This window comes from Paracoccus aurantiacus (assembly GCF_007993065.1).
Classification (GTDB): Bacteria; Pseudomonadota; Alphaproteobacteria; order Rhodobacterales; family Rhodobacteraceae; genus Paracoccus; species Paracoccus aurantiacus.
The window spans coordinates 125,333-137,524 of record NZ_VOPL01000002.1 but is presented as its reverse complement, the minus strand read 5'-3'; the positions used below and the strand labels follow the sequence as shown (position 1 = coordinate 137,524).

General features: G+C 62.0%; 10 protein-coding genes. 2 read left to right on the top strand and 8 right to left on the bottom strand.

Features of this window, described 5'->3' with window-relative positions; genetic code table 11:
* Positions 1 to 38: 38 nt before the first annotated feature.
* Complete coding sequence (locus FQV27_RS06125) at positions 39 to 773, bottom strand: outer membrane protein (protein ID WP_147096985.1); 735 nt, start codon at positions 771 to 773, stop codon at positions 39 to 41.
* Positions 774 to 952: 179 nt separating this feature from the next.
* On the bottom strand, positions 953 to 3,391 hold the full coding sequence (gyrB, locus tag FQV27_RS06120; protein ID WP_147096984.1) for a DNA topoisomerase (ATP-hydrolyzing) subunit B: 2,439 nt from the start codon (positions 3,389 to 3,391) through the stop codon (positions 953 to 955).
* 181 nt (positions 3,392 to 3,572) lie between these two features.
* Between gyrB and FQV27_RS06115 the strand changes: the two genes are divergently transcribed.
* Complete coding sequence (locus FQV27_RS06115) at positions 3,573 to 5,102, top strand: phospholipase D family protein (protein ID WP_246133016.1); 1,530 nt, start codon at positions 3,573 to 3,575, stop codon at positions 5,100 to 5,102.
* On the opposite strand, the gene recF is transcribed toward FQV27_RS06115, so the two are convergent.
* The 6 genes from recF to mutM all read right to left on the bottom strand — a co-directional run bounded on the left by recF (position 5,103) and on the right by mutM (position 11,372).
* Positions 5,103 to 6,176, bottom strand: coding sequence for a DNA replication/repair protein RecF (gene recF, locus FQV27_RS06110; RefSeq protein ID WP_147096982.1), 1,074 nt, complete (start codon positions 6,174 to 6,176; stop codon positions 5,103 to 5,105). It abuts the gene before it with no gap.
* Positions 6,173 to 7,291: a DNA polymerase III subunit beta gene (gene dnaN / locus FQV27_RS06105; RefSeq protein WP_147096981.1), complete on the bottom strand. Its 1,119-nt coding sequence runs from the start codon at positions 7,289 to 7,291 to the stop codon at positions 6,173 to 6,175. The genes recF and dnaN overlap by 4 nt, the downstream gene beginning before the upstream one ends.
* A gap of 117 nt (positions 7,292 to 7,408) precedes the next feature.
* A complete protein-coding gene (gene dnaA / locus FQV27_RS06100; RefSeq protein ID WP_147096980.1) occupies positions 7,409 to 8,755 on the bottom strand; it encodes a chromosomal replication initiator protein DnaA in 1,347 nt (448 codons plus the stop codon).
* 503 nt (positions 8,756 to 9,258) lie between these two features.
* Positions 9,259 to 9,528, bottom strand: coding sequence for a 30S ribosomal protein S20 (gene rpsT / locus FQV27_RS06095; RefSeq protein ID WP_147096979.1), 270 nt, complete (start codon positions 9,526 to 9,528; stop codon positions 9,259 to 9,261).
* Positions 9,529 to 9,678: 150 nt separating this feature from the next.
* Positions 9,679 to 10,455 carry an enoyl-CoA hydratase gene (locus FQV27_RS06090; protein ID WP_147096978.1) on the bottom strand — a complete coding sequence of 259 codons (777 nt, stop codon included), beginning with the start codon at positions 10,453 to 10,455 and terminating at the stop codon, positions 9,679 to 9,681.
* A gap of 74 nt (positions 10,456 to 10,529) precedes the next feature.
* Complete coding sequence (gene mutM, locus FQV27_RS06085; protein ID WP_147096977.1) at positions 10,530 to 11,372, bottom strand: bifunctional DNA-formamidopyrimidine glycosylase/DNA-(apurinic or apyrimidinic site) lyase; 843 nt, start codon at positions 11,370 to 11,372, stop codon at positions 10,530 to 10,532.
* A 76-nt stretch (positions 11,373 to 11,448) separates the two neighbouring features.
* Here mutM and ubiE point away from each other — a divergent pair, with 76 nt between their 5' ends.
* Positions 11,449 to 12,192, top strand: a complete 744-nt coding sequence (gene ubiE, locus FQV27_RS06080) for a bifunctional demethylmenaquinone methyltransferase/2-methoxy-6-polyprenyl-1,4-benzoquinol methylase UbiE (RefSeq protein ID WP_147096976.1) — start codon at positions 11,449 to 11,451, stop codon at positions 12,190 to 12,192.

Here is a 12,192-nt window from a genome sequence, read left to right as displayed (position 1 = left end):
GATTTCTCGCACGGCCCGGAGAGGCGAAATATTCGCGATCAGAACTGGTAGTTCAGACCGATCTTGATGTTGTGGAAGTCAGGGGTCATTTCGGTGGAATAGGGGAAGCCGTCGGCCTCCAGCGTTTCCTTGCCGAAATTCGCATATTCCCACTCGCCGGTCACCGAGAGGCGTTCGTTCAGCTTACGCTCGACGCCCAGACCGACGATATAGCCGGTCATGGTTTCACCCATTGTTTCGATGCCGAAGCCAGTGGCACCATCGACGCCTTCGATGCGATAGTCGAAATCGGCCTGCGCGACGCCGAGGATACCGTAGAACAGGGTATCCTTGGCATTGTTCAGCACACCGGTTTTCACGCGCAGCGCGATGACATTGTTGATGCTGCTTTCAGCCTCGAATGCGCCGTCGGTGAAGCTGTCTTCGATGCTGCCGCCCTCATAGCCGAGTTCGGCGCCGATTACCCAGTCACGGCTTCTGCCGGTGAACTGCGTGCGGTAGCCGGCGCGGATGCCCGCATTCACACCCGACAGTTCCAGCGTATCAGAGTTGTAGAAAATATTGTCGTTACGGGAATATCCGACTTCGTCGTCGCCGCCGAACGCATAGCCGACGGTCGCACCCGCATAGGCACCCTTCCAGGTGAGCGGTGCTTCGATCACTTCGACGGGCGCGACGGTTTCGACGACCGGGGCGATATAACCACCGGCATTGGCCGTCGTCGCGGCGAACAGAATGGCAACGGACGTCAGGGAATAGGCGTAAGCTTTCATGGCAACCTCACAGACAAAGAGCCGCGACTCTTGTTGAATAACACCGTCGCAGAATATTCCCTGAAAGGGCGACCAGCAATCTGACTTTAGGTTAACTGCCCCTATTGATGGCAATCCTGCCGCAGACTGCGGCAGGATTATCACAAAACCCTCAGGGTTGAGGATGCGCCCGGACGAGTTCAAATATCGAGATTCTCGACGCTGAGCGCGTTCTGCTGGATGAAATCGCGGCGCGGCTCCACCAGATCGCCCATCAGCTTGGTGAAGATGTCCTCGGCCTCTGAAAGATCCTCGACCTTCACCTGCAGCATGGTGCGCGCCTGCGGATCGAGCGTGGTTTCCCAAAGCTGTTCGGGGTTCATCTCGCCCAGACCCTTGTAGCGTTGCAGCGACAGGCCCTTTTCACCTTCCAGCAAAATCGCCGAAAGCAGGCTGAGCGGCCCGAAGATCGGCGTTTCGCGGTCCTTGCGCACCAACGTGGCGGTCCGTCCATACACGTCCTGCAGCTTCTCGGTCATGGCGCCCAGACGACGCGATTCCGCGGATCGCAGCATCGGGCCGTCAAGCGTGCGGCCCTCTTCGACGCCACGCAGCAGGCGCGACAGGCGGATGCCGCCATCCTGTGTCGGGCGGCCGGTCCAGCCGCGTTCATATTCTTCGGCCACAAGATCCAGCCGTGCGGCCACATCCGCAGCGACGCCCGCCGCGTCCTCGTCGATCCGGCCCGGCAGAAGGGCCGCCGCAATCGCCGCCTGTTCGGTGACATGGGGCGGATAATGCGTCGGATAGGCGCGCAGGATACGGCGCACGACGCGGGCATCCTCGACCACGCTCAGCAGGTCATTGCCCGACAGCACCTCGCCCGAGCCGAGCCGCAGGGTCGCGCCGTCGATGCCTTGCTGAATCAGATAATCCTCAAGCGCGGCCTCGTTCTTCAGATAGACCTCGGACCGGCCGCGACCGACTTTGTAAAGCGGCGGCTCGGCAATATAAAGGTGGCCTGCCTCGATCAGCTCGGGCATCTGGCGGAAGAAGAATGTCAGCAGCAGCGTGCGGATATGCGCGCCATCCACGTCGGCATCGGTCATGATGACGATCTTGTGGTAACGCAGTTTGTTCAGGTTGAATTCGTCTCGCCCGATACCCGTGCCAAGCGCAGTAATCAGCGTGCCGATCTGTTCGCTGGACAGCATGCGGTCGAAACGCGCGCGCTCCACGTTCAGGATCTTGCCGCGCAGGGGCAACACAGCCTGGTTCTGACGAGAGCGGCCCTGCTTGGCGGAACCGCCGGCGGAATCGCCCTCGACGATGAAAAGTTCGGCCAGCGAGGGGTCTTTTTCCTGACAGTCCGCCAGCTTGCCGGGCAAGCTTGCGACATCCATCGCCGTCTTGCGCCGGGTCAGTTCGCGCGCCTTTCGGGCGGCCTCGCGCGCAAGTGCTGCCTCGATGATCTTCCCGACGATCTGCTTGGCCTCGTTCGGATTTTCCTCGAACCATTCGGACAGCTTTTCGCCCACCAACCCCTCGACAGCAGGCCGCACTTCCGAGGATACAAGCTTGTCCTTGGTCTGGCTGGAAAACTTCGGATCGGGAACCTTCACCGACAGAACGCAGGTCAGCCCTTCGCGGGCGTCATCGCCGGTGAATTCCACTTTCTCGCGCTTGGCGATGCCGCTGTCCTGCGCATATTTCGTGATCACGCGGGTCAGCGCGCCACGGAAGCCCGCCAGATGGGTGCCGCCGTCGCGCTGCGGGATGTTGTTCGTGAAGGGCAGCACGGTTTCGTGGTAGCTGTCGTTCCACCACATGGCGACTTCGACCCCGATCCCGCCGCGCTCTCCCTCGATGAAGATCGGCTCGGGCATCACGGCAGATTTCGAGCGGTCGATATACTTCACGAATTCGCGCACGCCGCCTTCATAGAAAAGCTCTGTCGAAAGCGGCTCCGCCGGGCGCTCGTCCTCCAGAATGATGCGAACGCCGGAGTTCAGGAAGGCCAGCTCTCGCAGACGGTTTTCCAGCGTTTTGAAGATGAAGTCGCGGTTCGAGAATGTGCCTTCGGGGCGATCCTCTTTCGACGATGCAAGAAAGCGAACCTCTGTCCCCTTCTCTCCCGGTGCGGCGTCGCCCACGACGCGCAGATGTTCGACGGTATCACCGTTCTCGAACCGGGCGACATGTTCCTTGCCGTTGCGCCAGATGCGCAGTTCCAGCCAGTCCGACAGCGCATTCACAACCGAAACGCCGACCCCGTGCAACCCGCCCGAGACCTTGTAGCTGTTCTGGTCGAACTTCCCGCCGGCGTGAAGCTGCGTCATGATGACCTCGGCGGCGGAAACGCCTTCGGTCGGGTGCATGTCGACCGGGATACCGCGCCCGTTATCGCGCACGGAAACGCTGCCATCGGCGTGGATTTTCACCCGCACGAAATCGGCATGTCCGGCCAATGCCTCGTCAATGCCGTTATCGACGACCTCATACACCATGTGATGCAGGCCGCTGCCATCGTCGGTATCGCCGATATACATTCCGGGACGTTTTCGGACGGCTTCCAACCCTTTGAGAACCTTGATCGAATCTGCGCCGTATTCGATCGGCTGCTGGGCGATGTCTGTCATGCCTGATTTTTCCTGTTATTCTGCGCATGATATAGTCATTCGCGCAGGCAAAGTCACGGGAAACACACTGTATTTCGTGGCAAAACGGCAATTTGACGCCAGTGCTTGCGCGGACCTGAAAAGACGGCGCGAACAGGCCGGCCACACGGCCGGAACGAGGGTAAATATGCGGTGGTTGAAAATGGTTCTTTTCACGATTCTTGTGCTGGCAGTCCTGTGGCTTCTGGGTCGCCTTTTCTTCGCAGTGCCGCCGACCGGCGGACGTCCCGCCGAAGCGGCGATCCCCTTCGATCCGAACACGCGCCTCGGCCCCGAGGCCGTTGCCGCGCAGTCCGAACATCCCGGCCAAAGCGGCGTCAATCCGCTGCCTGACGGTCGAACGGCCTTTCTCAGCCGCGTCGCGCTTGCCAATGGGGCAGAGCGGTCGATCGACGTGATGTATTATATCTGGCACGAGGACGAGACCGGCCTGCTTCTGATGGACGCCCTGAAGCAGGCGGCGCAGCGCGGGGTCCGGGTGCGGCTGCTTCTGGACGATAACGGCATCGCCGGCATGGATGGCATGCTGGCGGCGCTGAACGCGCAGAAGAATTTCTCGATCCGGCTGTTCAATCCTTCGACCGTCCGCAGCCCCAAGTTGCTGGGATATGTTCTGTATCCGCTGCGCATGAACCGGCGCATGCACAACAAGGCCTTTATCGTGGATGGCGCAGCCGCGATCGTTGGCGGCCGCAACATCGGCAACGAATATTTCGAGGTCGGCGACGTGCCTGCCTATCTTGATCTTGACGTGCTGGGGGTGGGCACGGTCGTCACCGATACGGCGAAAATCTTCGACGAATATTGGAACTCTGCCCCCGTGCTGGAACTGCAGAAGGTGATACCGGGCGGCGGCGATCTGGCCGCTTTCGACGCAGCGGTCGCGCGGGCCCGCCAATCCGAGGTCGGCGCGACGCTGGCCGATACCGCCCAGACCGTCGCTGCGCGCATGTCGCGCGGCGAGGGGCCGCCGCTTATCTGGACGGATGTGAAGGTGGTCGCCGACGATCCCGATAAGGGTGTGGGCCAGGTGGACCGCAGCCAGTTGATGATTGTCCGGCTTGGAGAGATCCTTGGCGATGTCACGCAGCGGCTCGACCTGATTTCGGCCTATTTCGTGCCGGGAAAGTTCGGCACGCAGCAGTTTTCCGACCTCGCCCGGAAGGGGGTCGAGGTGAATATCCTGACAAACTCCTGGCTGGCGACCGATGTGCCGATGGTTCATGCGGGCTACGTCAAATACCGGCGCGAACTGCTGGAGGCGGGCGTGAACCTGTACGAGCTGAAGACCGTCGATGGCGGTGCGCAGCCGCACGAGGCGATGGGGCCCTTCGGTTCATCTGGCGCAAGTCTTCATGCCAAGACCTTCGCGGCGGACGATGCGCGGCTGTTCATCGGATCGTTCAACTTCGACCCGCGCTCTGCGGCGCTGAATTGCGAGATGGGCTTTCTGATCGAAAGCGCCGATCTGGCCAGACGCGGCGCGGCGCTGATGAACGACGATCTGACCCGGCGCAGCTATCGAACGGTTCTGCGCGATGGCAAAATGCTGTGGGAAGACCCACAGCCGGACGGCACGGCAACCGTGATCGAGCATGAACCGGGGCTTGGCATCGGCAATCGCGTGCTGGTCTATGTGCTGAATCTGCTGCCGATCGAGTGGCTGCTCTAGTCACTCTTCTGCCGCGCTTGACCCGCCATCATCGCGACGAATCGCGATCAGCCGGGCGCGCGCGCCGAAATCGGTGAACAGTTCGGCGCCGGTGCCGGTCAGGATTGTCTGCGCCGGCAATGCGGTGATGCGGTCGTAAAGCGCCGCGCGCCGTTGGGCATCCAGATGGGCCGCAACCTCGTCAAGCAGCAGAACGACCGGCTGATCCGCAAGCGCGCGCGCATTGGCGAGGATCAGGGACAGAAGCAGCGCCTTTTGCTCGCCGGTCGATGACAGCGCCGCAGGCATGTTCTGCGCCCCCCAGACGGCGCCCAGATCGGCGCGGTGCGGCCCGGTCAGGCTGCGCCCTGCGGCCAGATCGCGCGGACGCATCGCAGCCAGACGTCCTGCGATATCGGCCGGATCGGGATCGTCGGCAAAGCCCTCACCCGGTAACAGGGTCAGGCGGGCTACGGGGAAATCGTCGCCATCCTGCTGCGCTGCCATGATTGCCGCGATTGCAGCTTGCCGGTTCTGCGTCAGCCGCGCCCCGGCGTCGGCCATCTGGCTTTCCAGCGCGCGATACCAGCCGGGGTCCGTAATCTGGTCGCGTAAAAGGCGGTTTCGCTCGCGCATGGCCTTGTCATAGCTTAGCGAAAGCGCGGCATGATCGGGATGAAAGGAAAGCGTCACCCGGTCAAGAAATCGCCGGCGCCCTTCCGGGGCCTCGGTCCACAGCCGATCCATCGCCGGCGTCAGCCAGATCAGGCGCAGCAGTGTTCCAAGCGCCACCTGAGGCACGGTTTTCTCGTCAATGCTGACAGTGCGGTTTGCGCCCGGCAAGGCAGAGGTTTCGACCGCGTTTTCCCCCGCGGTTGCGCGAATCCGCCAGCCCGCATTCGCGGCCTTTCGCGCCTGATCGGCGGGAACGGCGCCACGCATCCCACGCCCCGGCGACAGCATGGATACCGCTTCCAGCACATTGGTCTTGCCGGACCCGTTCGGCCCGTAAAGCGCGACTGGCCGCAGGTCGAGATCAAGCGTCAACTGCGGCCAGGACCGGAACTGCGAAAGCGTCAGGCGGTGGAGCGTCACACGCGCATCGGCATGACGACATAGACCGCCGAAGGATCGCTGCCCTCGCGGATCAGCGCGGCATCGCCAGAGCCGTTGAACATGAAGACCGCGTTCTCGCGGTCCACCTGTGCCGCAATTTCCTGCAGATATTTGGCGTTGAAGCCGATTTCCAGCGCGTCGTCGCCATAGGCGACGGCAAGTTCCTCATCCGCGGTGCCGGCATCGGGCGCATTCACCGACAGAACCAGCCGATCCATATCCAGCGCCAGTTTCACGGCGCGCGAACGCTCGCTGCTGACGGTGGCCACGCGATCGACCGCGCGGGCAAAGTCCTTGGCGTCGACCTCCATCTTACGGGAATTTCCCATTGGAATGACGCGGGTATAGTCGGGGAACGTCCCGTCGATGACTTTCGAGGTCAGCGTAATGGCCGGTGTCGCGAAGCGGACCTTGGTTTCACTGACCGAAACCGCGATCTGTGCCTCGTCATCGTCCAGAAGCTTGCGCAATTCGGCCACGGTCTTTTTCGGCACGATCACGCCGGGCATGTCGGCTGCCCCATCCGGCAGCGGTGCGTCGATCCGGGCCAGACGGTGGCCGTCGGTCGCAACGCAGCGCAGCACCCTGCCGTCTTCGGAATCGGCCACATGCATATAGACGCCATTCAGGTAATAGCGCGTCTCTTCGTTCGAAATCGCGAATTTCGACTTGTCGAACAGCCGGCGCAGCACCGGGGCGGCGGCAGCAAAATTGGCCGAATATTCGGCATTGGCCATGACCGGGAAATCCTCGGTCGGAAGGGTTGCCAGGGTGAAATTCGACCGCCCCGCCTGCACCGTCAGGCGATCATTCGCGCTATCGACCGCAATCGTCACCAGCGCACCATCCGGCAGCTTGCGCGCAATCTCGTTCAGCATCTGTGCAGACACTGTCGTGGCCCCGGGGCGCTCGACATGGGCGGCGGTCTTGTCCACGACCTCAGTATCAAGGTCAGTGGCGCGGAAGCTGACACCTTCGGGCGTAGCCTCGATCTGGACGTTGGCAAGGATCGGTATGGTATGGCGGCGCTCTACCACAGAGCCGGCTTGCGCCACGGCCTTCACCAGATCGGCCCGTTCGATCGAGAATTTCATAACAAGTCCCCTGTCATGCGCGCGTCGGTCTTGCGCACGTTACGGCGCATCGAAACCGGCCCCATGACCGGTTTGCCGAATGTCATTAAAAATGCGACCGGAATCAAGCCTTCGCGATCACGCTTCCAGCGCGCGACGCAGCAGTTGCACGTCCTCGGCAAGACCGTGATCGTCGGCGCAAAGCTCCTCGATCTTGCGGACGCCGTGCATGATGGTGGTGTGATCGCGCCCACCGAAGCGCCGGCCGATTTCGGGCAGGCTGCGGGTCGTCATCTGCTTGGCCAGATACATCGCCACCTGACGCGGACGGGCAATGGTGCGCACGCGCTTCTGCCCGACCAGATCGGCGAGCTTGATATTGTAATGTTCGGCCACCTTGCGCTGAATATCCTCGATCGACAGCTTCCGGTCCGAGGCGCGCAGGATGTCGGCCAGACAATCCTGCGTCAGGTCCATGTCGATCTTGCGCCCGACAAGGCTTGCGAAGGCGAACAGACGCTGCAGCGCGCCTTCCAGCACCCGCACGTTCGAGGTGATGCGGTGGGCCAGAAATTCCAGCACGCCGGGTTCAATACACAGGCCGGCATATTGCGCGCGGAAGGCGTCGGTCTTGGATTGCAGGATGCCCAGACGCAATTCGTAATCGGTCGGGTGCAGATCGACGACCAGTCCGCATTGCAGGCGCGACTTGATGCGGTCTTCCAGATCCTTGATCTCGCCCGGCGCGCGGTCGGCGGAAATCACGATCTGCTTGCCCTGATCGACCAGGGCATTGAACGTGTGGAAGAACTCTTCCTGCGTCGATTCCTTGCCGGCGATGAACTGAACGTCATCGACCATCAGCACCTCGACGGTGCGGAACATTTCCTTGAAGTCCATGACGGTACGTTCGCGCAGCGCCTGCACGAAGCGATACATGAACTGTTCAGCGGACAGGTACAGCACGCGCGCTTCGGGGCGCCGGGCGCGAATGTCGCTGGCAATGGCATGCATCAGGTGCGTCTTGCCCAAGCCAACGCCGCCGTAAAGAAACAGCGGGTTGAAGGTCACGGGACCACCTTCAGCGACGCGGCGGGCGGCGGCATGGGCTAATTCATTCGGCTTACCGACGACGAAATTGTCAAAGGTGAAGCGGGCGTCCAGCGGCGCAGACATTTCCGGCTCTGCCACCGGGCGGGCGGTTTCGACGCGCTTGCGCGATGCCGCAGCAGGCGCAGCGCGGCGCGGCGCGGCAACGCTGAAATTCAGACGAGAAACCGCCGCCCCGACTTCCACCAGCGCGTCGCGAATCGCGTCGGCATAATGACGCTGCACCCAGTCCGAGATAAAGCGCGTCGGCGTCGCGATCTTCGCCTCGCCGGATTCGATCCCCGTCAGATGCAGGGGCGCGATCCACGCCGTATGATTGTTGCTGCCGACCCTGTCCCGTAGCTTGGTGCTGGCCTGATCCCAAAGCGCATTCATTCTTGTTATCTCGTCCGTCTTGTCCCCGTTACCGGCCGCTTGTGGCGGCGCGGGCGTCGCGACGCCCTGGGTTCAGGCAACAGAACAGGCACCGCAGCAAGCTGGCTGCGTGACCTGTCCGGCCCGGACAGATTCCGCACCCGAATCGGAAGAGTGGCAGCCCTTCCGATTCGTGGGTGCATGACCGTGTATCGGCCTGAAAATCGCACGTTTTGATACGGTGGCAGTCCGGATCCGGTGCAATGTCCCCCAAGGCGACGTGAATCGCAGGATCGAAGCTAGCCCTTCGCCACGGCCTGCTGCAACCGATCTTCGCGCTTGACAGAAACTTCGCCGGAACGAATCCGGGACGGGTTTCGCAAAGCCGTCGCAAAACCATAGGGTTGCTTGAAATTGTTGAAAATTCAGCGGTTTGAAGCTTCGAAAAGCAAAAGGGCGCATCTGCGGATGCGCCCTTGGGTCAACTTCTGATTGTGCGCACTTTCAGCGCGCTGATGCCGGAATCACTTCGCGGAAACGGCCTTCACACGCGATGCCAGACGCGAGATTTTACGCGACGCAGTGTTCTTGTGGTAAACGCCTTTGGTCACGCCACGCATCAGTTCCGGCTGCGCAGCCTGGAACGCGGCTTTCGCGGCTTCCGCATCGCCCGAGGCAATCGCCTCTTCGACTTTGCGCAGATAGGTGCGGATGCGCGAGCGGCGGGCTTTGTTGACTTCGGTGCGACGCTCGATCTGGCGGGCGCGTTTCTTTGACTGGGGCGTATTTGCCATGGGTGCGTTCCTGTAACTTCGTTCGATTTCGTTCACGCAAAAGCCCCATGGCGCCGTTCACGAGGAACGGTCATGATTCTTGCCTTAAGCGGGCCCACGCGCATGTAAGCCCGGGCCTATACAGTGACCGGGCCTGAAAGCCAAGCAGAATCAGCGGTCGCGGAACTGCGGCTCTCGCTTTTCAAGGAATGCGGCCATGCCTTCCTTCTGGTCGTCCGTGGCGAACAGCGAATGGAACAGGCGGCGCTCGTATTGAAGACCCTCGCGCAGCGTCGTCTCATAGCTGCGATTCACGGCTTCCTTGGCGGCCTTGACGGCGATCTGCGATTTCTCGGCGATCTTGCGCGCCACGCTCATCGCCTCGGGGACCAGCTTGGCCACGGGAACCACGCGGCTGACAAGGCCCGAACGCTCTGCCTCTTCGGCATCCATGAAGCGCCCGGTCAGGTTCATGTCCATGGCCTTCGACTTGCCAACGAAGCGGGTCAGGCGCTGCGTTCCGCCGATTCCCGCGATCACGCCCAGATTGATCTCTGGCTGACCGAATTTCGCATTGTCGGCTGCGATGATGAAATCGCAGGTCATGGCAAGCTCCGCGCCGCCGCCCAACGCATATCCCGCGACGGCCGCGATGATCGGCTTGCGCACGCGAAGGATCGCCTCGGTCGGGCCGGTAAACAGATCCTCTTCGAAGACATCGACATAGGATTTCTGCGACATTTCCTTGATGTCGGCGCCGGCGGCGAAGGCCTTGTCGCTGCCCGTGATGACGATGCAGCGCACCTTGTCATTGGCATCGGCTTCGGTCAGCGCGGTGCTGAGCTCGCCCAGCAGTTCCGAATTCAGCGCATTCAGCGCATCGGGTCGATTCAGCCGGATCAGGGCGACGTAGTCGTCAATCTCTACGGTGATCGTATGATAACCCATGGGGTGTCCTTCGCGATTGCGGATCGCACTGTCCTAACAAAGCAGTGAGCAGGTGGCCAGCCTTCGCCGTCACGCTAGCGCTGGCAGGATGGGCAGAAAAAACTGGACCGACCGGACTGGATGATACGGCGGATCGTGCCCGGACAGCCGGGTCGCGGACAGGGCGCGCCTTCGCGGTCATAGACGCGGAAGCTGTGCTGGAAATAGCCAAGCTCGCCCGTGGCCTGACGGTGATCGCGCAGCGACGATCCGCCGGCAGCTATCGCCTCGACCAGCACGTCTTTGATATGGCTTGCCAAATCATCAAGCCGCGCGCGTCCGATCCGCCCGGCAGCGCGACGGGGGTCGATGCCCGCGCGATGCAAAGCCTCGGATACATAGATATTGCCCAGGCCCGCCACGACACGCTGATCCAGCAGCATCGCCTTGACCGGTGCGCGCCGTCCGGAAAACGCGGCAGCCAATGTCGCGCCGGAAAAGTCATCGCCAAGCGGTTCCGGCCCCAGCCCGTCCAGCAGCGGCGACGCATCGTCACGGATCAGGTCAACCATGCCGAATCGGCGCGCATCGTTCAGGGTGATCCGCGTGCCGTCATCGGTTTCCATTACGACATGATCGTGCTGCGGCAGGATCGCAGGGTCGCGGTGGAACTGACCCACCCCTGCCCCTTCGATCAGCATGCGCCCCGACATGCCCAGATGGATCAGAATCGCGGCATCGCGGTCCAGATCCAGCAGCACATATTTCGACCGTCTGCGAAGCCCCGTCACGGTCGCACCCGTCGCTACCTGCACCAGATCGGGCGGAAACTTCCAGCGCAGCCCGTCGCGGTTCAGCACCAGGCGGGCGATCCGACGCCCTTCCAGATGCGGCAGCAGGCCACGGCGCACTGTCTCGACTTCGGGCAGTTCTGGCATCTTCGTCGCTTTCGTCGCATTGTGGCCGCGGGGTTTCGCCCTTAACTGTGCCCCGAAGCGACAGACGGCAAGAGTAATGAGCGACAGGCAGACCCATTTCGGCTTTCAGACCGTGGACGAGGACGACAAGGCCGGCCTTGTTCATGGCGTGTTTTCGCGTGTGGCGTCTCGTTACGACGTCATGAACGACGTGATGAGCGTGGGCATTCACCGCATCTGGAAAAACGCCATGATGGACTGGCTTGCCCCACGGGACGGGCAGGCCCTGCTGGACGTGGCCGGCGGGACCGGCGACATTGCCTTCCGCTTTCTGGACCGCGCGCCGAATGCGCAGGTCACCGTCTGCGACATGACCGAATCGATGCTGGTCGAAGGCCGCAAGCGGGCCGAGGCTGAACGCCTTGCCGACCGTCTGGGCTGGGTCACGGGCGATGCGATGGCGCTGCCCTTCAAGGATAACAGCTTCGACCGCTATACGATCAGCTTCGGCATCCGCAACGTCACCCGCATTCCCGACGCGCTGAAGGAAGCGTTCCGCGTTCTGCGCCCCGGAGGGCGGCTGATGGTGCTGGAATTTTCTCAGCTGCCGGTTCCGGCCATGCAATGGGCCTATGACCGCTACAGCTTCAACGTCATCCCGGTGATGGGCCAGATGATCGCGAATGACCGCGACAGTTATCAGTATCTGGTCGAATCGATCCGGAAATTCCCCGATCAGGATACTTTCGCCGCCATGATCCGCAATGCCGGATTCGAACGCGTGCAGTACCGCAACCTGTCCATGGGCATCGCCGCGCTGCATTCGGGCTGGAAGCTGTAA